Below are 23,132 nucleotides of genomic sequence, written 5' to 3'. Positions count from 1 at the left end.
CAGCTGTTAAACATTAAACAGCAGAGCACCGAACATAATAGCCATCCCGGTCGACATCATAGCTTGACCTGCGTGATACAGCGAACGATACCGACTGAAGCCTGCGCTCTTTCGGGGCGTTGCGAAAGAGCGGTATGTCCAGAAAACCGTCACGATACAGAAGAACACGAACCAGAGGCAGTGTAGAGTAATGATCCATTATTCCGCTTGCCGGCACCACCGCTGTAGTCATGGCCATGCCCGGCATCGACATATGAAGCAATGTGTGATGGCCGGTGGCCCAACAGCCGCCGTGAAAACGACTGTCCATGATGACGTACATCCAGACCATCGCCAGCATCACGAGAGCCGGATATGCATATGCCGCCTGTTCGACGATCCTTCGGGGCGAAACGGTAGCTAATAGTATAAACCATGCCCAGCTAGCCCGCAAAACACCACGGCCCCTGTCGTTGGTAGGTGAGCACCCCGTGACCAGGCCATCACTGTCATCGCAAAATGCAGTCCGTTGCTCGGAACCAACGTCCACGGTCGGCGGCAGGCCAAACATGCGAAGCCGCATGCGGCAGCGCTCAGCACGAACAGCCCGGTGACAACCCAACGCAGCAGCAAGTCATCAATTATACGAGGTGTCGTCTTTCGGGGGAGACATCTGGCTACTGTAAGCTGGCGTTGACCAACCGACGCTTGCCGACCACTTACGTGGTCTGCCGCTAACGTCCGTAAGCTCGAGCAATGCAGACTGACGAGCCGACTGGAACGGCGACGTCACCTGTACGGATTCCCTCGCTGATCTCCTTGAGAACCACACTGATGGTGGCTGGCCTGCTGGGTAACGTGGTCGCCATTGCCGCCTACGGGCTGTTTTCGCGAGCTGACCGCTACGGCGCTGTCGGCAATCCGGATCCCGGCAGTTTCATCGGCGTTGCCGAACCCGTGGGGTACTTCGGCGCGTTGCTGTCAAGTGCGCTGTGTCTTGGAACATTGATTTACTTCGTGATGACGGTCTGGCCGCAAGCAGACGGCTTGATCGATGCTCAGGCGTTTCGGATTCACCTTGCTGAAGAGCGTGTTTCCATCGGCTGGCTGGCGTTTGCACTGGCGATGGTGGTGGTTCAGGCTGCTAACGACTCCGGTGTGACGCTGGCGGAGCTTCGAACTGGCGCAAAACTATCCAATGCCATTGCAGCTTCAGAGACCTCACGGGCGTGGATCGTTGTGGCGATCTGTGCGTTGCTTGTTACGTTGACGCTACGCGTGATCATCCGATGTTCCGACCACTTTGTGCTGCTGATCCCCACAGTGATTGGTGTTATCGCGACCGCGGTGACCGGTAACGCCGAGCAGGGACCGGACCATGACTACGCCACCAGCGCTGTGATTGCCTTCGCGCTCGCCGTTGCCGCATTAAGCGGACTCAAGATTACCGCGGCGATGACGGGGGTAACACCAAGCCGCGCTGTGCTGATTGTTCAGGTTTTATGTGGAGTGCTCGCGCTAGCATATGGAGCCGAGCTGGCCTATCTACTTAGCCCGGGCGCGGCGATGACCGGTTCGGACTTCGGTCGCCTCGGCCTGGTGGCCGGAGTGCTGGTGACTCTGGTGTGCTTGTCTGACTGCTGGGCGTTGATCGTGGGTCGGCCGTACTCCGATCACCAGACACGTCTTACCGCGCTGGCCATGATGGCAGTCACGGCGGCGACGGCGGCGATGTCTGTTCAAACTGCGCCGCGATTCCTCACCCACAGGTTCACAGCCTGGGACGTTTTTCTGGGCTACGAGCTGCCGCAGCCACCTAACATTGTTAGATTTCTCACCGTGTGGCGATTCGACAGCCTCGTCGGAACTGCTGCCATCGCCCTCGGAATCGGATATATAGCGGGCTTTGTCCGTGTGCGGCGTGCAGGCAACGCCTGGCCAGTGGGGAGACTGGTGGCGTGGTTGACCGGGTGTATCGCACTGATATTCACCAGCAGCTCAGGTGTGCGAACTTACGGTTCGGCAATGTTCAGCGTGCACATGGCCGAACATATGACGTTGAATATGTTCATCCCCATCCTCCTTGTTCTGGGCGGGCCAGTCACCTTGGCACTTCGTGCTTTGTCCGCGGCTGGTGATGGACAACAACCCGGACCGCGTGAATGGCTAGCATGGCTAATGCACTCTTCCGTTACGGCCTTTCTTTCCCACCCGATCACGACCTTCATCGGGTTCGTGGGGTCACCGTACATCGTTTACTTCACACCGCTGTTCAATACCCTGGTTCGCTATCACTGGGGCCACGAATTCATGACCATCCACTTCTTGCTGGTAGGATATCTCTTCTACTGGGCAATCATTGGTATCGATCCAGGGCCGCGACGACTCCCATACCTGGCACGAATCGGATTGTTGTTTGCAATGATGCCATTCCACGCCTTCTTCGGGATCGCTTTGATGACAATGACATCGGCAATCGGTGCCGAATTCTACCGCTCTGTCAATTTGCCCTGGCTGACAAGTATTGACGCCGACCAGCATATAGGTGGAGCAATCGCCTGGGGCGCAACAGAATTACCTGTAGTCATCGTCATAGTGGCGCTGATGGCCCAGTGGGCGCGTCAGGACCACAGAGTCGCCGTCCGCGAGGACCGGCATGCGGACAACAGCTACGCCGATGACGACCTAGATGCATACAACGCGATGCTACGGGAGTTGTCCCGGATGCGTCGATAGACAAAACCACCCGTTGTCGATGATGCGACCCGACGCCCAGGTATGTGGTGGCTATTGTCAAGGATGTCACTGGACTCGGTCAGGCCCAAGATTGCGGATTAAAACGTTGCGGGCGTGTTGCCCACCACGAAGTGGTGGGCAACACGCCCGCATAGGGCGGCATAAACGAGGATAGCTACCAGCGGGTAGACCAAACTACTTTGGCACTGAGGTCAACGAACTGACGTGACGTTAGTTCAGACGTTTCGCAGGCGACCTGCGTTAAACATGTATATAGGCGCATCAATAACCTGAACTGCGAGGTTTCGATCTCTTTCGGCGTTTGTAGCATCTCGATCACGATCAGGTCGCCCCAGTGTAAGCGTAGTAGCGGGCTCGGGGGCAGAGCCTTGTCAAACCCGCTGTTCAACCGGGCATTGATGCGACCAAGTTATCAAGAAGCTCGGCACTACTACGCGCGGCGTTCACGGCCTGAATCTTGGTGGCGTGACCTTCAGCGAAGATCAACTCGATTCCACCCATTGCACCGCACAGCTTAGGGAAGACCTGATCCTCCAGATGGAATCCCGGCCACGTCACTGGCTCCGTACTCCCACACAGTACACGCGACATTGTCGCGGTTGCCGTAGCCGATGTAAGCATCAGCGGTCATCGGCACCTACACCACACAAAAACCGGACCACTGAAAAATTCTGGCAGCCAAACTATCCCGGGAACCGGGTACCACCAGCAGGTCCTAGCGCACCAACAGCGACTTCAAACTTTCCACCGCATAACGATAATCAGCAGACCCCGGCATGACCCGACCGAAGTAAATAAAGGAGTTTATAGTCAAAGTCTTTACTTCGCACTGTGACCATCACGAAAGCAAAGATTGCTACCGCTTGCAGCGGGGAGAGTCTGCGCTGCAAAAGCGATCGCGCAGCCCCTACAGCTAACTTTAGCCAACTATCGAAAAATTGCTGGTTAGCTCGATATCGGTGCAAATCCTTATGGTCGAGACGATCAAGGCATGGGTAACGGTTGCTACGCATCTCTGGCAGTGGGGTCCCTTGATAAAAGACGCCTGTTCAGACTGACGTGCGGGAAGGACAAAAATTGCTTAGCCGCAAGCTGTTTGACACCACAAAAAACGATGAAAAAGCCATGGCAGCACCGGCGATCAGAGGATTGAGCAGGCCACTGGAGGCGATGGGGATTGCAGCAACATTGTATCCGAACGCCCAAATCATGTTAGTCCGAATTGTCCGCATGGTAGCACGTGCCAGATCCAATGCCGCCGGAACAACACCCAGGCTGTCGCGGACCAGAATGAGATCGGCGGCGCCGATCGCGACATCAGTACCGCGCCCCACCGCCAAGCCTAAATCGGCACATGCCAAGGCAGGGCCGTCGTTGATGCCGTCTCCGACCATAGCGACGGTGTGCCCCTGATCACGCAGTCGTTGAATAAAGTCAACCTTAGCTTCGGGCAGCATATCGGCGATAACGGTGTCGATTCCTACCTGTGCTGCAACCGCACGCGCGGCAGCCTGATTGTCACCAGTGAGCAAAATTATGTGCAGCCCGCGGCTGCACAGTGCTGCGACAGCGTCGGCTGCTGAATCCTTGACGGTGTCGGCGATCGCGACAGCTCCGCATGCAACACCATCGACCGATACAAAAACTACTGTCTCGCCGCGTGATTCGCCTTCTCTTCGTGCGGATTCGAGAACGATGTCGCATGGTGCATTTCGGGTTACCCAGGACGGCTTGCCAATTTTGACATAGTGCTCAGCGACAACTCCCGATACACCGCATCCAGCAAACGCCATGAAGTCGGCAACCGGACGTGGATCTGAATAAGCGGCCATGATAGCCGTTGCCACCGCATGCTCAGAGGCCGCTTCGACTGCGGAGGCGAGCGCCAGAACTTCCCCAGAACCCCACCCGCCGGTTGACGTTACCGTGCTAACGCGCAGCTGCCCAAATGTCAACGTGCCGGTCTTGTCGAATACCACAGTGTCAATCGCGTGGATGGTTTCCAGAGCTCGGTAACCTTTGATGAAAATCCCCAATTGAGCGCCTCTTCCGGAGGCGACCATCATAGCGGTGGGGGTAGCAAGCCCGAGCGTACATGGACATGCGATCACCAAGACCCCGAGCACCACAGAGAAAGCGCGATCCGGGCTGGCTCCAGCCAACAGCCAAGCGACACCCGCCAATCCTGCGATGACAAAAACCATCGGCACGAACACGGCCGCGATGCGATCGGCGAGGTGCTGCGCGCGAGCCTTCTGCACCTGTGCGTCCTCGACGAGACGGATCATCGACGCAAATTGGGTATCGCCACCGACTGCGGTGGCCTCGATCACCAAGCGGCCGTCGAGCACCGTGGTGCCGCCCACCACGCTGGCCTCCGGCGACGCGCGTACCGGTCTGGCCTCGCCAGTGATAGCGCTCATATCGATTGCTGCAGTGCCATCGATGATCACACCGTCGGCGGCAATGGTCTCACCGGGCCGTACCACAAAGTACTGTTGCCGTTTGAGCTCTCCAGCCGGTATCACAAGCTCTGCCCCATTGGGCAGCAAGACCGCCACATTTTTGGCACTCCGGGCAGCAAGCGCGCGTAATGCACTGCCGACCTTGGATTTGGCGCGAGCCTCGAAGAACCGACCCGCAAGAACAAAGACGGTGACTCCCGCGGCAACCTCAAAGTAGATCGAGTCGCTGTGCAGCGTAGTCTGCCAAATTCCGTAATTCTGCTGGGGCTGTTTGGCGACGAAGATCGTCGACAGCGACCAACCGGTGGCCGCTACGATTCCAGCCGAAATCAACGTTTCCATGGATGCTGTCCGATGACGCACGTTGCGCAGCGCAACACGGTGGAAAGGCCACGCGGCCCATGTCACAATCGGGGCTGCTAACGCGATAAGCAGGTATTCCCAGCCGAAGAATCTGTTCGTCGGCACAATCGCGAACATGGTCGACAGATCGGCCAACGGAACGAACAGCAGCGCCGCGACAATGAGCCTTCGCAGCAGATTGCGGGCATAGTCGGCGTCAGGATCCGTTGCCTCGACGGCAGACTCCGTGTGCGCAGTCGCACGATATCCAGCCTGTTCAATCACCTGGCGCAACTCATCGACCGCCACGTCGACAGCATCGATGGTCGCAACTCGAGTAGCGAAGTTGACTGATGCGCGGACACCGGGAACCTTGTTCAGCTTCGTTTCGACCCGGCTCGCACAGGCCGCACACGACATGCCTGCAACATCCAGCTGAATACGTCGCACGGACTCACGGTTAGTGTCCTCCACAAACGGAGCCGTCACGACTCTCCTCATCAAATATCGGTGTATTGCGCACCATAATCCTACAAGCACAACCACGGGCACTTTGACAAAGCGCCCGTGGTTGGCCGGGCCCGCGGTCCGCACGTTCCCACAACCACTCCCGCTGGCGAAGAACAATGCCGCATCGACGACATTCCATGACCCGGGACATAGATGGCATCGAGGCCACTAGTGGCGACTAACCGTTTAAACGTAGTCGGCCACTCGGCTACATCGGAATCAGCGTCGACTACGGGGTCGGCGGACTCCTCGACCAGATGATCAGTGAACACCATGACCGTGCCGCCGTCCGATTCTGTGCCAGGTACCACCACAACTAGGTAACTGGGCTCAAAGTGGTGCGTCCACGGCCCAGATGAGCAATGGTCACACCCCGGTCACCGAGATTGATGACAGCGTCGTAGAGTCCGTGGTACAGCGGGCGCATCGCCGCATAGCAGTTCGGTAGCAGAAGACAGGTATTCGAAAACCTGATGTGCACAGTGCATTTCAACTCATGCAAACACCGATCCTCCCAGGATGTGTTCGAAGTTCTTGTACTTCAACACAACAAGAGCGATCGGACTGCTGACAAGCTGCCTAAATTCGGCGTCGATCGCATCTGCTTCAGCGAGCTTGGTTCCCGTGTCGACCAGCACTGCACCCACAGCACCAGCCCGACTCTGATGTCGCAGAACGATAACAAATAACGATACACGTTTTTTGTCAGCTGCTCCAAGGCGAAATGTACAAAGAATAAAGTAGCCGCCAGCCTGGCGTGCACTTAACGGAAAGAGTCGATATGTCGAGTGTTTCCGACATCGTATCCACGTCTCACCGCATCTTGACCAGGCCAGCCGTTGTACAGGGAGGCTGGTTGCTAACGAACCACAGGGTCGTCAACGCATCTACCGACTGGCCGCGAGACCGTTTGGCGTAACTAGGTGAATAGCTGCATCCGTTAGAAAAGTTCTGACGGACAAGACTGGATGTACTCACCGAAATAACAAAAGGACCTGGGATGGCCGAGACATCAAAGCCTGTTACAATCCGTAGTCGACCAAATTCATGGCAGCGCCTCCGGCGAAGGCGTAGCGGCTGCTGAACAAACCAGTGTTAAAGAGAATCTGATGGGCAGCGGGTAAAGTGGCTACGGCGGTTGACCACCAATTTACCTTCGAAATAACCGGTTACGGCAAGCAACCCTGCAAAGTGCTTGAGGTGGTTCCACCCCAACGCTTTGCGTACACCTTCACCTCAGCCTAGAAGCTCGCTTGGCACCGTGCCATGGAAGGTGCTGGACCAGAGTATTTCTGGAAAACATGGGCTTTGATTTGAATGACAAACGGATAACCGCAGCCTTCAATCGCATGGACTCTAGGTAGGCGCGACATCGTCCTCCCCTGTTTCACCGAGGCTGTTTTCGCAGGCCGTTGCAAGGGCCACTTGGGCAATCAACTCACCGCTATTGCTGTACAACGCGACGCGTGTGCAACGATCACCAGATAATCCTGCTAGCAGTATCCGGAGAGGAAACGATGCGTGCAGTCGTCATCACCAAGCACAGCGACTCATCGGTCTTGCAGGTGCAGCAGCAGCCCAGCCCGCCCCCGCCAAGACCGGGCCCAACTGCGGGTCACTGTACGTGCCGCTGGAGTAAACTTTGCCAACCATCTCACCCATATCGGCCTATATACAGAAGCACCAAAATTGCCAACAATAGTCGGTTACGAAGTCGCCGGTTCGGTGTAGGCCGTCGGAGACGGCGTCGATGCGAACCGTGTCGAAGAACGAGTTTTAGCCGTTAGACGATTCGGCAGCTACGCGAAAACCGTCAACATTGCAGCGGGCGATACGATAGTCTTCCCCGAAGGGGTGATTCGAACAAGGCGCCGCGATCCCGATCAACTACACGACTGCATAGGCAGCGCTGCCGACTATCGATCCTACGTGCTGGTGAGCAAGTACTAATTCACGCAGCGTCGGGTAGTGTCAGCATCGCGACCATTCGACTCGTGAAAGCCGCCGTCGCCGAAGTTTACGGCATTGCGTCGCCAGGAAAGCACCAAAAACTTGCCGAGTTGGGTGTGGACCGCACCATCAACTATCGCTGCAACGACTAATGGAAAGGCCTCGTCCCCTACGGTCTTGTGCTTGACGCATTTGACGGCACCTCGCTGCGGCATTCTTATGAATCTGCTGCACTCCGGTGGAAGGCTTGTCGGCTATGGGATTTCTGCGATACAGCAGAGCGAAAAGCGTTCGCTGAGCAGGGTAGTTACACACGCGTAGTCGATGCTAAGTGGTTTTAACCTACTCACCCAACTCGAGGAAACGAAAACGGTGAGTGACCTAAGCGTGCCGCGATTGTGGGACGATCGTAGCACGCTTGAGTCATGGATTACGCCGCTGACCAAGGCGTTGCAGGACGACACGTTTTCCCGATCGTCCACGCGGCCATACCGTTCGCTGAAGCGCCCAAAGCACACCAAATCCCTGGCGGCCACGAAAGAACATCGGGTTAAAGTTGTGGCTGGTGCCGTAAGTAGTAGTTACACCGCATATCAAAGATGCTACCCTCTCGCACTACGGTTTTCAGCAATGTCCGGCGTGAAAACCGCTATGACGAGCACACCGCACCGGATCAAGTCGGCCATCGCGGTCCTGTGCTACTCCTGGTAGTGCTCGGCTACTCTAGACAACCATATTAACCGGATTACATCGCCGTCCACACCGAAAACCACAACCGTCACTTTGAGACTTTACCAGACGAGTCGGGGGTCAGCTTGAGCAGATTCGACAGCGCCGGTCGCTCTACGATGCCAATCGCCTGCGGAGCCGACGATATATCGATACCAGTGCAGTAGGATACCAACATGGCGCCACCGTTAACCAGGGTGGCGTCGTCGGGAGCGGCCCTTGTGGTGGACGACCCGGACGCTCCTGGCGAAACGTACGTCCACTGGATCGTAATCAGAATCGCCCCCCGGTCCCGGAAATACCGCGTATGGTCAGACTCCTCCCGGAAATAGCGTCTTGCCTAACACCACGGGATAACCTGTGTACAGCGGTCCGTGCCCGCCGGAGGGCACGGGGACACACCACTACCGGTCTACTCTTGACCAACCTTCGGACACCGTCACACTCCCGCCCGGATTGGCAGAAGTGTAGGGGATAAAAGAGGTCACAATCCAACAAATCCAACTTACCAGAACGTTCGGCGGCTAACGCAGCCGCGCACCGGCAGCTCCCGATCGTTGAGTGCCTAATGGACGAGGTTGTGGTCGAGTATAACGGTAACGACCTGGATTCCATGGCATCCCGCACCATCGAAGTAGCATCCGTGCATTGGAATAGGAAGATACAAGAAGCCTTTGGGGCCAAGGAAATTGGATACCATCAGATCCGGGGGCAATAGACCATGAAAGAAATCACCAGTGGAAACAGCTAAACATAGTTTGCATGTGTTAAGGAGCAAATCTATTACTAAATATAGTAGCTTTGAAATTGTTATAGTGAACCTGACTATGTTTTCGATAATCTTTGCGCCATATCGTTTTCAAGTCGTTCGTGCTGTTAGCGACTGGTTTCGATGGAAAAGTGTAAGCAAACACACTTGCGGCGTGCTTACCGGGAAGAGTCAAGACCTGCCTCATTCAACAGCTCATAGGGCGGAGTGCATTCAGGTAGCCCATACATGACCAAGAAGATCTGCACGAAGGAGGCGTGGTGATCGCGGCAGGACACATGCAAGACAGTTCCGCAGAAGCACGTTCGGGAGCGATGAGCTCGGTAAGAGCAACGTCCGGCGCTAGGTTGGACACCACGGCTCGACCTTGGCGCGGAATCTGATTCCCCTGCTGTGGCACAGTTTCACTACACCCGAGTGCGATCTGTGCAGTCGTGCTGCCGTACTGTCTACACCCACGCTCATCGTGTCGTGTGAGGCAAGAAAGACATCGCGATGCACTGAGCGCTGCGTGCGCCACCCGTAACGCGATTGCTAGATCTCGGTCGAGATCCTCGAGAACGGCCATGTGGCTTTCTCGTGAGATCCGGACGGCTTCTTCGCGGTCGCCGAGCCGTTTCTACAATCGTTCGTGCTGCACACGATCGTCTTAATCACTGATGCGTTCAATCGTTCAGCGCTCATGCGCCTGAGTGACTAGCTCAGCCCAGGCTCAGCTGAGAACCGACTAAGTATAGCGATGCCCCTTAACACCCATCTTACACAATTTTTCGAGATCGAACACCCGATCCTGCTTGCACCAACGACCGAGGTGTCCGGGGGGCCGGCTCGCCGCGATCGTGACAGCGACTGGCGGCCTCGGTGTCATCGGCGGAGACTAGGGCGACGTGGACTGGCTGCTGCGCCAATCCGGCGAAACGCAGCGGGTAACGGTCGGAGTAAGATTCATCAAGTGGAGCCTCGCCCGTAACCCTAAGCTGTCCGACGCGACCCTAGCGCGGAAACCAGCGACGGTCATGTTGTCTTACACTGATCCAGAGGCATTCGCCGGCCGCATTCACCAAACCAATACATCCTGCTCATCTGCCAAGTGCAGACGCTCAAGCAGTCATGCCACGCCTTAAAAAAACCGAAGCGGACATCGTCGTAGTCCAAGGTGACGATACAGGCGGACACGAAATAGGCGCTCGTTCGAGCTTCACCTTGGTGGTGCCCGACGTCGTCGACTTAGTCGCCAAACAGTCGGCCAAAACACTTGTGTTGGCCGCAGGCGGTATCGCCGATGGTCATAGCCCCGAGACTGCACCAACCCTCGGTGCCAACGGTACAGCTGGTCGGCACCCGATTATGGTCCAGTACTGAGACTTCGGTGATGCTGTAAGCTCAGTAGCCAATTATTCAGGACGGCAGAGAAGACACTGTCCGGCCCTGAGTCTATGACATTGTGCGACAATTGGATTTAACCCACATTTACGACGCGCAGCTGGCTACTAACCCGTTGATCCAAGCATGGCAATAAGGATGGACTGTTGACGTTCCTACCGGAGTCGGTGAGCGCCTTTGAGAAAGCGGTCGTCGAACAATACTGCGATGTCGTCATTTCACTAGTTGGCGAAGGGACGGGACTCATTCACGAAGTTCGCACCGCCGCACTACTATCACCAGCTATCCATAGCTGATCAACCGTTCGTAGCTGATTAGCGCGATCCGTACGAGATCGCCAGCCGCGGCGGGGTCGAAGATCATTCCCGTGTTCATGGCGGCACAATAAACCCCTTAATGCAGAGTTAGATCACTCGGAGGTTCGCAACAGCCGGATGGTCACCTAAACATAATGCGCTGCACGAGAATCACCTCACAGCGGCATGTAGCTGCCGAGGATGAGCTGTCATGCAGCGTGCATTGTCAGCATGGACGTTAGCTCGAGGCTCCTTTTGTGCACGTCGCCACATCTGAGACAATGTATTTCTCGAACTTGTCCTCATAGGGCCACATGGCGCCTTCCACGTAAAGACTTATATCGTGTTCTCGTCCATCGACCGACATCTCATCGAACCGATTTCGAACAATGGCAACTACAGAAACGCTACCAGCAGCTTCGTCTCGACCTCATGGCGAAGGGTGTCCAGGCTGCGCGTTTACGCCCTGAGATCACCTTTCTGAACCCGCCGGGTCAAGCACTCCCATGCCGTTCCGTCGCGAACCACGGCTACCGTGATAGCGGTGTACGTGGGGCCGCTGCCGTACGCTTGATTGGTGTACCACAACAGCCGGGCCTCGTCACCCTCGGCGAACATGGGCATCTAGCTTTCTCGAACTCATCTTCCGCGCGCCTTGTGCATGAACAGTACGCTGTGACCTCCCACCCCCCTGGCTCTGGAACTGGAGAACACCATACATAGTTCAAAAGGACGGTATACGCTCACCGTTTTTGGTGTCGAAGCTGGGTCTACATATGCACAACAATGCACAGTGGTGACTTAGACCGGTGTGTTGAGAATCCTTTTCCTCAAGTAGATATCGATCTTCACGTAGCAGAAGTTCCTCATGGCTCGACTCGACGTGCCCGACGTCCCCGGTGGCGAAGCCGCCATGATCTAGGCACTACGGCTGCAGCTCGGTGGCATGGTCGAACGGATGATCCGCAGCACATACCAGCAAAGCCGCCCTGCCGACCGAAGAACGTAAGTTAGCCCGAAGGTGAATCGCACAGATCAACGACTGCGTCGCGTGCTCTAGCTTTCGTGCTCAATTGATGCTGAACAGCCGATGTCTCGGCGGAGCTTTACGCCAACATCGCCTCGATGGATAACACGTTCTTCGTGCGGCTACGCGGGATGTGTTCTCCGACGAGGAAATTCTCGACCTCACGCCGTGGGTCGCGGTATAGATTGCGTGGACATCGCATCGGTCGACGAACTGCTCGTCACCACACGGTTGGTGCGCAAACGCTTTGACCCGACCCAGCCGGTCACAACGTCATACTCGAGTACGCGCGCCGGGCGATGCAGACACCTACCGCAAGCAACCCGCAGGATTGGCGCTGGCTGGTGATCACCGATGCCGACAAACGTACGGCGATCGATCGACATCTAGGACAGTATCGGCGCTGGGTATATCGCTGAAACCGCCTCGGATCCGCAGACCCGACAGGGGTATAGCAACGTGGTGAGTCGTAAAATTTCCGGACCCCATTTCCGTACACGTCACACCTTGCCTGCAGCGTCGATGACGCCGATCTGCTGTTCGGGCACGGCGAGATCACCTATTGGGACAGCGGGATAAAAACTGATACAATCCAGCACGGTGTGGTTCCACATCGACGCACCTAACGAAGAAAATGTGGCAGGTCCTGCATCCGCCGGCGCCGCCGAACGCACCGCAGCCACGGGTCATCATGTGGCCAACTGATTAGCGTGAAAATCCTGAAAGAGGCAACTAGGCTGGCAGTTCTGATCCGCACTTGCATCTTCGAAATGCCCAAGTATTTTGCTGTCCAGCGGCAAGGGGCGGTCATGGGAAGCCCGTGCCTGAAGCGGAGACCGACAAGCTGTCACGATATGTGGCGGCCGGCGCGCCACTGTTGTCCCGTGCCGGGGGGCTATTACCAACTCGAAGAGTAGCTCGACGGCATCACGGTGCTGATCTTCAACGAGATCCATGAGCGCACGCTTGGCTAAGCCGGCAACGTGCGGCGGTTAACCTAGCCGTCAGAGCCGCACATCGTCTTCTTGTTCCCTTTTCTCGCAACATTTTTCGTCACGTAGCCACCGTTGTCGGTGAAATGTCAGATTTTACAGGCAAGGTGGTGTCAGCACGATGACCGCCACATGAAAGGGACAACAATGTGCTGGATAATGTGACCACCAAGGCAACACCAAAGACAATTACTTTGACCACCTACGGACAACGCTTTGCAAGCGTAGCTGAACAGTGTAAAATACGTGGAAAACGGCCCCGTGCCTTACGCGTATACCGTCGTGCTGATCCATCATGGGTTGCCCGCATTCCTGATGATGTAGCGCCTCACCCCAGCAAGCTGCGCGATGTTGAGCGGCGTTGCCCGATCAGCTACCGGTCTGCGCCCGCCGCATCGCTGTGAGCGACTAGGGCTAAGCATCAGCCGGTGGTGGAAGTCGTCGCGATTGAGCATCCCGACGCACACATGGACGCCGCGATTGTGATTCACAGCAGCACTTTCAAAGCACCGATGGCGTGGACTTAACAGACATAGTCGCGGGCCCTGGGGACCGGGCTTCAACGATGGTCGAAGTATCCAGCCGGTGCTAAGGTGTGCGGGCCACAGCATACTCTATGATCTGCTCCAGAAAAGTTAGAGTCATATCGGTCCGTGCTGTCCTCAATATCAAACTACGCAAAGCAGTTGCGCATGGCTTATTTGCGTGTGACCCGTCCACAAATCGCCGTCACACGAACCATCGAAACGAGCTGTGGTGTCGTTTCGTGTTGGATTGCCCGCAGTGTCCCGGGAGACTGTGTACGACGTACTGCATCCCCTGACTGTAGCAAGTCTGACACGAAGCGAATCCCCGTCCTCGGGTTCGGCTGCTCGCTACGAGTCACAGGTCGGCAACAACCACCATAACATTGTGTGTCGGTCCTGCAGAGCAATCGCAGACACAAATTATACGATTTAGTGAGGCGCCGTGTCTGCCTGCCTCAGAACCTAACAGCTTTCTTATTAATGAGGCCGAGGTCATCCACTAGGTCCTATGCCCGGACTTTGCGACATCAGACACTCCGCGATCCCACCCGTGATCGCGGTCGGATAAGCCCAATCCCAGAAGGAATGCCGTACCCGAGGAACACCCCCATTTATGAAGCCAACACGGAAGCCACTGATAGCGGCGGGCCCGGTTGTCGGTCACATCAAGTATCCCGTCGAGGGCGGCAGGAACCAGGACTGGTGGCCGAACAAGCTCAATCTTAAGATTCTGCATCAACACCCTGCCGTAGCCGACCCTATGGGCGAGGTGTACGACTAACGCCAAGGAGGGCACGACCACCGACGTCGATGCACTCAAACGAGACATCGCGGAAGTGATGAACCACCTCGCAGCCGTGGTGGTCAGCCGACTGCGAGCCACTACAGACCGTTGTTCATCCGGATGGCGTGACACGCTGTAGGCACCTACCGCATCAAAGTAAGGCAGCGGCGCACCGGGGCCAGCCTGCAGCGGTTCGCTCCGCTCAACAGCTGGCCCGACAACGCCGGCCTGAACAAGACTCATCGGTTGCTGTGGCTGGTCAAAAAATACAGCAAGAAGTTCTCGTCGGCCGATCTGATCCTCTTAGCCGGCAACTGCACAGTGGAATGTATGGGCCTCAAGAGATCTTTGGTTTCGACGCAGAAGATTAATGATAACCCGCGATAACACCTACTGGTGCAAAGAAGCCGCTTGGCGCGGTAAAAGCCGCTACCGGTATCCGGGACCTGTACAAGCCCTTCGGCTCAGTGCAAATGGGGTCTGGTTGCGTGACCCCGAAGAGTCCCAACGGCAACCAGGACCCGATTCCGTGGCGGTGGGTATACCGCGATACATTCGGCCGGATGGCGGTAAGCCGGATGGCGGTAAATAATGATGTCTAAACGGCCGCGCTGATTGTCGGAAGCCACACGTTCGACAAGACCCACGAAACCGGCGACGCCGAACTGGTTGGCACTGAGCCCGAAGCCACTCCTTTGGAGGAAATGCGCCTCGGCTGGAAAAGCTCCTTTAGCACCGGTGTGAGCAAGGACGCGATCACCAGCGGCATCGAGGTGATGTGGACATCCACCCCGACGAAGTGGGACAACAGCTTCCTTTAGATCCTTGTACGGTGACAAGTGTGGAATTGACGAAAAGTCACGCTGACACTTAGCAGTACACCGCAAAGTACGGTGCCGGTGCGGGCACCATGCCCGACCTGTTCAACTCATCGAAGAAGCGTGGAAGCGTGCTCCCAGCCATGCTGACGACCGACCTGTCGATGCGGTTCAACCCGCTCTAAGAGTGAATTACGCACCACTGGTTAGAGCATCCTGAGGAGTTGGCCGACAAGTTTGTCAAGGCCTGGCATAAGCTGACCCACCGCAACATGGGGCCGGTCGTCCGCTATCTCAGACCGCTAGTTCCCAAAAAAGTCCTGTTGTGGCAGGACCCCATCCCTGCAATCATTTACGACCTCATCGATGCAGCCGACATGGCCGACCTAAAGAGCCAGATCCTGTCGTCGGGTTTGACTGTTTGGCAACTAGTTTCCACCGCATGGGCGTCCGCGTCGTTCCGCGGTAGCAATAACTGCGGCGGTGCCAACGGCGGTCGTATCCTCCTGCAGCCACAAGCTGGGTAGGGAGGTCTCGGGGGCCCGACAAGCTAGCACGGATGGTACGCACACTGGAAGGGATTCAGGAGTCTTGCAATTCCTCGGCGACCGATAACACCAAGCTGTCATTCGCTGGTCTGGTTGTGCTCGGCGGGTGCGCCGCGGTGGAGACGGGGGCCTTAAACGCTGAACCTCCCGTTATGTATGGTGCCCTTCTGGCTAAACCGCGCGGATGCGTCACTAGAGCAGACCGATGTGGAATCCTTTGCCATACTCGAGCCGAAGGAAGATGGCTTCCACAACTACCTCAAAAAAAGTAACCCGTTACCAGCGGAGTACATGCTAATCGACAAGGCTCAATCGGTTGACGCTGAACACTCCCGAAATAACGATGTTGGCTGGGGTTTGCACGTACTCGGCACGAACTAGACTTGCTTACCAAGACCTCTGGGTCCTCACAAGTCGCCTTGACCAACGACTTCTTCGTGAATTTGCTCGACATGCGCACGAAGTGGTCATCGGCGGTAGGCGACGACGGCAAGGATGCCAACGGAAACATGAATGGACGGGAAGCCGCGTGAACTTGGTATTCGGGTCAAATTCAGAGTCGCACGCGATTCCCGAGGTCTATGACGCTGATGACGCGCAGCAGAAGTTGTGTGCAGGAACTTCGTCGCTGCATGAAACAAGTTGATAAATACTGACCGGCTAGATCTGGCCTGACGGCCAAACAGGGCCGCGCGAACTGCTCCTGGCGCCCCAGCGGTTCGAAATCCTCCGCACACCAGGTACGCTAGGGTCCCATGTGGTCGACATCAGCGCCTGCTGCGACGAGATTTGTCATCGCGGGAGTGGTAGCCGCGAGTTACGCTGCGTCGACGGGTGTTGCCGGTGCCGATCCGGAGCCGTCGGCTGCACCGAAGACGACAATCGACCACGATGGTACATATGCGGTGGGGACCGACATTGCACCCGGCACGTACAGCTCAGCCGGGCCTGTCGGCAACGGGACATGTTATTGGAAGCGGATCAACAACCCCGATGGCACCCTCATCGATAACGCCATGAGCAAAAAGCCGCAGGTGGTGCAAATTGAGGCGAGTAACAAAGCATTCAAGACCACCGGCTGCCAGCCCTGGCAGCAGACGAGCGACGCCACCGCATCAACGGATCTCCCCGGGCCGGCCGCAGGAGTGCAACTGGAACACAATCTCGGGATCCTCAATGGGCTGCTCACCTCAAACAGACAGCAAGTGCCGCAGTCTTGATCGCTACTGGCCACACCCAAACAGCTGAACCGGTTTTTCGGTTACGGTGCTGCCATGGCAAGTAACAGGCAACAAATTGTCGTCATTGGTGCCGGCGTGAGTGGCTTAACATCGGCCGTCTGTCTGGCCGAAGCGGGGTGGCCAGTGCGACTGTGGGCTACCGCAATGCCGCATCAGACGACCTCCGCGGTGGCCGGTGCGGTATGGGCGCCGCCACGGCCAGAGGAACGTGCCGCTACATCGCTGGCTTGGACCGAACACTCGCTGCGGATATTTAGTGAACTGGCTAACGACCCCAGAACTGGAGTGCGTATGGCGCCAGCGTTGACCGTTGGCGACTTGCCTGGGGCGAACGGGATGGGGCTTGCAGCCAAGCTGATCCCCGACCTGCGGCCGGCAGACCCGGCCGATCTCCCTGACGGCTTCAGTTCCGGATTTTTCGGCACCATGCCAATGATCGATATGCCCCAATACCTCGACTACTTGACAGCGCGACTGGGTGCAGCCGGCTGCGAACTAGAAACTCGTTCAGTACGGTCGCTGGCCGAGGCCGCAGACACTGCATCGATAGTAGTTAACTGCACCGGTCTCGGCGCAGCAGCCCTCGCGGACGATGACACGGTGCGCCCGTTGTTTGGTCAACACGTAGTCCTCACCAATACCGGTCTGCAGCAACTATTTTTGGAAGTCAATAGCAGTTCGGAGTGGACCTGCTATTTCCCCCACCCTCTGCGCGTGGTGTGCGGCGGCATCAGTATCTCCGACCGCTGGGACCGCACCCCAGACCCCGCGGTGACTGACCGCATCCTGCAACGCTGCCGAAGAATCGAACCACGGCTCGGCGAGGCGGCGGTGATCGAGACAATTACCGGACTGCGGCCCGACCGTCCGTCGCCGCGAGTGGAGGTTGAGCTGAGCGGGGCCGTGCGGTACATTCACAACTACGGCCACAGCAGCAGCGGCGTGACTTTATCGTGGGGGTGTGCACGCGATGTGGCGCTCCTGGTCAGTGGCTGATCGCTAACTAGGAGTTCTCAGCCGCGAGTGCGGCATCCGGCACCTCGAATCAGCATCGACAACACCCAGCTCACGACTGACAACACGATCGCAGCCCAGATTGCAGTCCACCAGAAGTGGTCGATTTGTAGTCCCCAGCGGGTGGTGTGCTGTGTGATTCGGGCCGTAATCCACAACATCAACGCGTTGACGACGACGTGAAACAAGCCAAGGGTCAAGATGTACAAAGGGATCGACAAAATTTGCACGATTGGCTTGATGATCGCGTTGACGAAACTAAAGATCATCGCCACCACGAAAATGATGCCTACTCTCTGCAAGGCCGTGTTGCCGCCGACAAAACTCAGGCCGTGGACGAACTGGGTGACCACCCACAACGCCAAACTGGTCAACGCAACGCGAACAACAAAAAGACCCACGCCGGGAGATCTTGCCATCGAACGTTCTAATGCAGGGCATAGAAACGCTGCGCGTTCAAACCCGCGAATCTTTACGCGCGCCCCGTCGCTAATGTCGGTGCGGGTACGCAGCGGATTGGTGCTTTCCGGCCATTCGCCCCTCCAATGCGGGCAGTCGCTGGCGAACATGATTAAGTTGGCACCGAGCACGTCGATCACGCTGGGCAGGATCGGCTCTTCCAGCTCACAGGTAACCTAGATGTTGCCTTCGGCCAGATAATCGCGCGGATCATGGCGCCAACCGCGCTCGAATCCAATTTCCCCACTTCTCGTAATGCTCGTGCAGGCGATCGATGAAGAATGAGGCCAGCCCGCGCCGACTTCCATGAAAACGACTCGCAACTGCGTATGACGCTCGACCACTCCGTTTGAGACGAGCGCGGCTATCGCCGTCATCTGGTCGAACGAAAAGCTAATGCATGGCACTTGGATGTAGTTCTTGAATCGGTCAACACCAATCTGCGGTAAATGAACACTGGGCGCCCCGTGCATGCTGAGCGGCATCCCACGCTCTACGATGGCTGCGTAAAACGGGCCAAGGTCAGGGTGTTCGAGGTTGCGAGCGTTTAGAACTGGCGGGACCAAAGTGGCAGCGATCCCAAGTTCCTTGGCATTTCTCGTGATGTCGATAACCACCTGGCCGTGTTCCATCCAGATCACACCAACACCGCGCAACCAACCTTTTGTCGGCGCGCAACAGTCCGCTATCCACTGGTTGTAGAACCGAGCTAATCTGGAAGCGAAATCACGGTCTTCGAAGCTAAGTATGCAGAGACCGAGGCTGGGATACAACAACACTATCGTGTCGATGTGCTCGCAGTCGACGTCTCCCAACACACCCTTGGCCGACGTGTCCTTAGGCATCCATGATGCTCATGTATCCGGAACGTACTCGAGCAGGTCGCGCATGTGCCATCGCTTCGGGTACGCCACGATGCTTCCGTAAAAATTCAACGGATCACTGGTGATCCACGTAACTCGTTCATTGTGGCAATGTTTAGCTGGACGATGGATGCCTTCGATTACTTCATCGTGGTGTTCGTCTATGACGACATCGCAAAAAACTTTCCACCACAGCAAAGCCGAAGTTCACGTTCATTACCATGGCCACCCTAGCCATGCGTCCGTTGGGCGCATTGTTGTTTGGGCTCTGGGCCTACCGGGTCGGTCGGCGACTCCCACTTATGGTGGACGGGATGTTCTATTCCTTGGTGGGATTCTTATGCGCGTTCGCGCCAAACTTCACCGTGCCGGTGATCCGGCGGTTGCTCCACGGCATTGGTATGGGCAGCGAATGAGAGGACTGGGTGCAACGCTTGCGATGCAGAAGGTTCCCGTCGAACGTCACGGCTTTTCTCCGGTCTGCTGTGGGAGAGCTACGCGTTTCGCTGTTTACTGGCGAATATGGCATCGCTGGTGATGATGGACTGGCTGCACTTATCATGGCGATGGTTGTTCAGTCTAAGCATCATCCCGACCCTAATCATCCTTTGCCGGGTGCAGGAATCTGAGGTATGGGAAGCCACCCAAGACCGGATGCAGCTGATTAACAACAGAATCCGTAACGTGCTGCGCAACGGGGCGATCATCCGCCGGTTAATCTATATCTGGTGCTGCTGATGATCGCCTTCAACTGGATGAGCCACGGCACCTAGGACGTCTAACCGGCATTCTTGAGAGCCACTTCCAACCACGGTGCCGGCCTGTCCAGCTCGACCGTCAAGTGGGTCATGATGATCTAAAACGTCGGCACCATCATCGGAGGACTGTACTTCGGTACGCTGTTACAGTGGTTCAGCCGACGCAACACCGTCGTGTTCTGCACGCTGCTAGCACTGCCGATCGTGCCGCTCTGCGCCTACTCACATGCCGCGGTGATGTTGTGCCTCGGCTCCTTCTTGATGCAGGTCTGCGTGGAGTGTCATCCCCCGCGCACCTGACCGAAATGTCACCGAACGCCTTTCGTGACCCCTAACCTGGCGTTACCTACCAGCTCGACAATTTGCTCGCGACGTTCAATCTGCCCATCCAGGAGCATCTAGCCGAGTCCCACGGCTACCCCTTTTCGCGTTGACCGTCACGATAGTGCCAGTGTTACTTGCCGTCGCGATACTTACACTGACCGGCAAAGACGTGACTGGAGTCCAGTTTGGTATTGCTAAAACCGCTTTTTCCCAACAGAAGTCACAGTACTGAGTCGGTATTGCTGAGCGCATGGCGCAGGAGATGCATCGCCACGGTCGTCGAGCGCTCACGGATGTCGGACCGGTTCCCGGGTAGCCGTAGTGTCCGGGTGAGCGTCGGACCTCCGTCGGCAAGCATCACGGCGAAGCAGACCGTTCCGATTGGCTTTTCCGCAGTCCCCCCTCCCGGACCAGCAATTCCGGTGATCGCGGCGGCCGTGTCGGCATCGAAGCGCTGCAGCGCACCCGCCGCCATCGCTTCGACCACCGGCTCAGAAACCTCCCCATGCTCCGCGATCAGCACCGGGTCGACGCCGAGTAACGCAACCTTGGCCTCCTTGGAGTAGGCAACCAAGCCACCCACCACGTAGTCAGATGAGCCAGGCCGCTCGGTCAGCCGTACCGCCAGTAGCCCTGCAGTACATGACTCGGCTGTCGCGATCCGGCGGCCGGCCAGCAGGTGGGCGATCAGATCATCCACGCACACACTATCTTCGGAGTAGAGCTGATGTCCGTGCCGGTCACGCAATAACTGCGTTAACTCCGTATAGACACTGACGACGTCAGGTCCGTAGCGCGTCACCATTTCGATCTCCCCGCGCCGCAAGCAGGTGGTGATCTCGAGCGCATCAAAGCCAGGGATGGAGGCTTGCGCATCACGCAACGTTTCGGCTAGCCCCGACTCGGACAACCCGAACATCCGCAGGGTCTGCTGCCGGTAGATGGTTCGGCCGGCGATCGCTTCCCGAGTGGCTGCGGTCATGACAGCGCGGCGCCACATCGGTTGCAGCTCACGTGGCGGACCGGGAAGCACCACCACCGTCGGCTTACCTGGCACCACCAAACCCGGCGCAGTGCCGATCGGGTCAATCACCTGCGAACCGGCGGGAACCATAGCCTGCTTGCGGATGGCGACTCGGACCGCCTCAAAGTCACCGGGATTGAAGCGCGTCATCAGTGAATTGAGGATGGCGGCAATTTTGTTCTCGAGCTCGACATCCAACACCATCCCACGGCCACAGAAACGTGCCACTACCTCGACTGTCATGTCGTCGGCGGTGGGACCCATGCCGCCGCTAGTAACAATCAAGTCTACGCCCACCTCCGCCATGAAGCACAGCTGCGCCTCGATGTCAGCAGGGCAATCCCCACAGATTGTAATGTGTGAGAGCTTGACGCCCAGCTCGAACAGCCGATCAGCGATCCAGGGGCCGTTTCTGTCTCGGACCCGGCCGGTGAGGATTTCCGTTCCAGTGATCACGATGCCTGCGCGTACGCTCACCACCATTAGACTACGCATGAATTAGCCCGGGGCCGTGGCGAATGCGCCCCGAAATCACAGGATTCGCTATGCCAAGTGCAGCGACATGGACACCGCCTACTAGATCCTTGGTGGCGGTCCGTCCTCAGCCGAACTCCTCACCTGAGCTACCGACTCGACCTTGCGCACGGGGCCCGATATGCTCGTTTGCCGCTCGCTGGCGCTGGTGGCGTTTGGCACTGGTGTGGGCAGCTTCCCGCTCGAAGACGCTGAGCGGCTGATGATCAACGCTGTTCGGCAGAGCAGGCCAGCTCACTGCAAGGGGTGGTGTTCGCCGTGCACGGCGACGAGGCTGAGCGGGCGTTCCGGGCAATTCTAGGGGTATAGCGTCGGTCGGGTGTTGCGGGTCGATCGCCCACGACCTAAGACAGATAACGCTCGATGGAATCCACTTTTGCGTCATAACATCAGTAACCCCGGATAGGGGGTCGACCTTAATTACTGCGGTTCACGATCAGCTAAAGCCTTCATCGCACGCTGCACAACCATGACTTGCCCAGGTATCACCTTCGATCATACAGCCAGCACAGAGACCTAATTTTAGCCTACCCAGTAACTCTGTATCTCGAGGAAGGCCTGGCAGTATCGACTCCCATGCGGGTTCTGGTACAACGAGTCTCCTCAGCAGCGGTGTCGGTCGATGGCCTGGTGGTCGGGGCTATCCAGCCCGACCACCAGGGCCTGCTCGCGTTCGTGGGTATCACCCATAGCGACAATCTTCACACGGCGCAACGGATGGCAGATAAGCTCTGGAATCTACGGGTCCTCGCTGACGAACAGTCCGCGGCCGACATTAACGCGCCGATCCTGGTGATCAGTCAATTCACCCTCTACGCTGATACTGTAAAGGGGCGTCGGCCGTCATGGAACGCAGCCGCTCCGAGCGCTGCCGCTGAGCCACTCATTTCGTCCGTCGTTGCAACATTGCAGGCATTGGGTGCGCAGGTAGAAACTGGTGTGTTCGGCACCAACATGCAAGTCGAACTGGTCAACGATGGCCCAGTCACCCTGATGCTAGAGCTGTGATCGTATCGTATCGTTGGAGGCGGTGGTGAAT

General features: G+C 57.1%; 20 protein-coding genes and 8 pseudogenes. 14 read left to right on the top strand and 14 right to left on the bottom strand.

The genetic code is table 11. The annotated features are described in order from the left end of the window. Positions 1-6 precede the first annotated feature (6 nt). On the bottom strand, positions 7-153 hold the full coding sequence (locus MLPF_RS16010; RefSeq protein WP_236685116.1) for a DUF5134 domain-containing protein: 147 nt from the start codon (positions 151-153) through the stop codon (positions 7-9). 133 nt (positions 154-286) lie between these two features. Next, positions 287-550, bottom strand: a pseudogene (locus MLPF_RS16005) (DUF5134 domain-containing protein); the annotation flags it as partial. Positions 551-735: 185 nt separating this feature from the next. Here MLPF_RS16005 and MLPF_RS14600 point away from each other — a divergent pair. Then, positions 736-2,715 carry a cytochrome c oxidase assembly protein gene (locus MLPF_RS14600; RefSeq protein ID WP_045843546.1) on the top strand — a complete coding sequence of 660 codons (1,980 nt, stop codon included), beginning with the start codon at positions 736-738 and terminating at the stop codon, positions 2,713-2,715. Between the two features lie 405 nt (positions 2,716-3,120). On the opposite strand, the gene MLPF_RS14595 is transcribed toward MLPF_RS14600, so the two are convergent. From MLPF_RS14595 to MLPF_RS14580, 4 genes are all read right to left on the bottom strand, one after another. Continuing rightward, positions 3,121-3,294, bottom strand: a complete 174-nt coding sequence (locus MLPF_RS14595; RefSeq protein WP_156147214.1) for a hypothetical protein — start codon at positions 3,292-3,294, stop codon at positions 3,121-3,123. Between the two features lie 491 nt (positions 3,295-3,785). Next, entirely contained in the window at positions 3,786-6,032 is a 2,247-nt protein-coding gene (locus tag MLPF_RS14590; RefSeq protein ID WP_045843549.1) for a heavy metal translocating P-type ATPase, read from the bottom strand. A gap of 41 nt (positions 6,033-6,073) precedes the next feature. Next, entirely contained in the window at positions 6,074-6,364 is a 291-nt protein-coding gene (locus MLPF_RS14585; protein WP_193386763.1) for an MBL fold metallo-hydrolase, read from the bottom strand. Positions 6,365-6,547: 183 nt separating this feature from the next. Continuing rightward, entirely contained in the window at positions 6,548-6,700 is a 153-nt protein-coding gene (locus MLPF_RS14580) for an MBL fold metallo-hydrolase (protein ID WP_193386764.1), read from the bottom strand. 353 nt (positions 6,701-7,053) lie between these two features. Between MLPF_RS14580 and MLPF_RS14575 the strand changes: the two are divergent. The 4 genes and pseudogenes from MLPF_RS14575 to MLPF_RS14560 all read left to right on the top strand — a co-directional run bounded on the left by MLPF_RS14575 (position 7,054) and on the right by MLPF_RS14560 (position 10,863). Next, positions 7,054-7,541 (top strand): annotated as a pseudogene (locus MLPF_RS14575) (SRPBCC family protein). 29 nt (positions 7,542-7,570) lie between these two features. Next, positions 7,571-8,577, top strand: a pseudogene (locus MLPF_RS14570) (zinc-binding dehydrogenase). Between the two features lie 328 nt (positions 8,578-8,905). Next, a pseudogene (locus MLPF_RS14565) lies at positions 8,906-9,152 on the top strand (YbhB/YbcL family Raf kinase inhibitor-like protein); the annotation flags it as partial. 1,459 nt (positions 9,153-10,611) lie between these two features. Further along, positions 10,612-10,863, top strand: coding sequence for a nitronate monooxygenase (locus MLPF_RS14560; RefSeq protein WP_236685117.1), 252 nt, complete (start codon positions 10,612-10,614; stop codon positions 10,861-10,863). A 776-nt stretch (positions 10,864-11,639) separates the two neighbouring features. On the opposite strand, the gene MLPF_RS14555 is transcribed toward MLPF_RS14560, so the two are convergent. The 3 genes from MLPF_RS14555 to MLPF_RS14545 form a co-directional block, all read right to left on the bottom strand. After that, positions 11,640-11,798: a hypothetical protein gene (locus tag MLPF_RS14555; protein ID WP_156147215.1), complete on the bottom strand. Its 159-nt coding sequence runs from the start codon at positions 11,796-11,798 to the stop codon at positions 11,640-11,642. Between the two features lie 570 nt (positions 11,799-12,368). Continuing rightward, the gene (locus MLPF_RS14550) at positions 12,369-12,593 is read right to left on the bottom strand and encodes a hypothetical protein (protein ID WP_045843551.1); all 225 of its coding nucleotides are present in this window, start codon (positions 12,591-12,593) and stop codon (positions 12,369-12,371) included. A gap of 114 nt (positions 12,594-12,707) precedes the next feature. Continuing rightward, positions 12,708-12,890: a hypothetical protein gene (locus MLPF_RS14545; RefSeq protein ID WP_045843552.1), complete on the bottom strand. Its 183-nt coding sequence runs from the start codon at positions 12,888-12,890 to the stop codon at positions 12,708-12,710. Positions 12,891-13,891: 1,001 nt separating this feature from the next. Between MLPF_RS14545 and MLPF_RS16645 the strand changes: the two are divergent. Beyond that, positions 13,892-14,229: pseudogene (locus tag MLPF_RS16645) on the top strand (transcriptional repressor). Here MLPF_RS16645 and MLPF_RS14535 read toward each other — a convergent pair. After that, the gene (locus MLPF_RS14535) at positions 14,226-14,753 is read right to left on the bottom strand and encodes a hypothetical protein (RefSeq protein WP_236685123.1); all 528 of its coding nucleotides are present in this window, start codon (positions 14,751-14,753) and stop codon (positions 14,226-14,228) included. The pseudogene MLPF_RS16645 and the gene MLPF_RS14535 overlap by 4 nt on opposite strands. On the opposite strand from MLPF_RS14535, the gene MLPF_RS14530 reads away from it, so the two are divergent. After that, a complete protein-coding gene (locus MLPF_RS14530) occupies positions 14,661-14,897 on the top strand; it encodes a peroxidase family protein (RefSeq protein ID WP_345790346.1) in 237 nt (78 codons plus the stop codon). The genes MLPF_RS14535 and MLPF_RS14530 overlap by 93 nt on opposite strands. A 211-nt stretch (positions 14,898-15,108) precedes the next feature. On the opposite strand, the gene MLPF_RS14525 is transcribed toward MLPF_RS14530, so the two are convergent. Beyond that, positions 15,109-15,318: a hypothetical protein gene (locus MLPF_RS14525; protein ID WP_237817217.1), complete on the bottom strand. Its 210-nt coding sequence runs from the start codon at positions 15,316-15,318 to the stop codon at positions 15,109-15,111. A gap of 234 nt (positions 15,319-15,552) precedes the next feature. On the opposite strand from MLPF_RS14525, the gene MLPF_RS14520 reads away from it, so the two are divergent. The 4 genes from MLPF_RS14520 (at position 15,553) to MLPF_RS14505 (ending at position 18,113) form a co-directional block, all read left to right on the top strand. Next, positions 15,553-15,855 (top strand): hypothetical protein, encoded by a 303-nt coding sequence (locus tag MLPF_RS14520; protein ID WP_236685124.1) that lies wholly within the window; start codon positions 15,553-15,555, stop codon positions 15,853-15,855. A gap of 404 nt (positions 15,856-16,259) precedes the next feature. Continuing rightward, positions 16,260-16,409: a hypothetical protein gene (locus MLPF_RS14515; RefSeq protein ID WP_236685127.1), complete on the top strand. Its 150-nt coding sequence runs from the start codon at positions 16,260-16,262 to the stop codon at positions 16,407-16,409. Between the two features lie 222 nt (positions 16,410-16,631). Beyond that, positions 16,632-17,096: an Rv1352/Rv1906c domain-containing protein gene (locus MLPF_RS14510; protein WP_045843553.1), complete on the top strand. Its 465-nt coding sequence runs from the start codon at positions 16,632-16,634 to the stop codon at positions 17,094-17,096. 54 nt (positions 17,097-17,150) lie between these two features. Continuing rightward, positions 17,151-18,113, top strand: a complete 963-nt coding sequence (locus MLPF_RS14505) for an FAD-dependent oxidoreductase (RefSeq protein ID WP_045843554.1) — start codon at positions 17,151-17,153, stop codon at positions 18,111-18,113. 17 nt (positions 18,114-18,130) lie between these two features. Here MLPF_RS14505 and MLPF_RS14500 read toward each other — a convergent pair whose 3' ends face one another. Beyond that, positions 18,131-18,550, bottom strand: a complete 420-nt coding sequence (locus MLPF_RS14500; protein ID WP_045843555.1) for a phage holin family protein — start codon at positions 18,548-18,550, stop codon at positions 18,131-18,133. Positions 18,551-18,558: 8 nt separating this feature from the next. Continuing rightward, positions 18,559-19,420 (bottom strand): annotated as a pseudogene (locus MLPF_RS14495) (amidohydrolase family protein); the annotation flags it as partial. 144 nt (positions 19,421-19,564) lie between these two features. On the opposite strand from MLPF_RS14495, the pseudogene MLPF_RS14490 reads away from it, so the two are divergent. Then, a pseudogene (locus MLPF_RS14490) lies at positions 19,565-20,781 on the top strand (MFS transporter). Here MLPF_RS14490 and MLPF_RS14485 read toward each other — a convergent pair. Then, positions 20,756-22,036, bottom strand: a complete 1,281-nt coding sequence (locus MLPF_RS14485) for a competence/damage-inducible protein A (RefSeq protein ID WP_475032061.1) — start codon at positions 22,034-22,036, stop codon at positions 20,756-20,758. The pseudogene MLPF_RS14490 and the gene MLPF_RS14485 sit on opposite strands and share 26 nt — an antisense overlap. Positions 22,037-22,148: 112 nt before the next feature. Between MLPF_RS14485 and MLPF_RS14480 the strand changes: the two are divergent. Further along, positions 22,149-22,402 (top strand): annotated as a pseudogene (locus tag MLPF_RS14480) (macro domain-containing protein); the annotation flags it as partial. 267 nt (positions 22,403-22,669) lie between these two features. Then, positions 22,670-23,101 carry a D-aminoacyl-tRNA deacylase gene (dtd, locus tag MLPF_RS14475; RefSeq protein WP_045843557.1) on the top strand — a complete coding sequence of 144 codons (432 nt, stop codon included), beginning with the start codon at positions 22,670-22,672 and terminating at the stop codon, positions 23,099-23,101. Positions 23,102-23,132 lie beyond the last annotated feature (31 nt).

The sequence above is a fragment of the Mycobacterium lepromatosis genome (assembly GCF_000975265.2).
In the GTDB taxonomy this organism is placed as follows: Bacteria; Actinomycetota; Actinomycetes; order Mycobacteriales; family Mycobacteriaceae; genus Mycobacterium; species Mycobacterium lepromatosis.
Note: the sequence above shows the minus strand (reverse complement) of the source record. Positions and strands in the feature narration are given on the sequence as shown.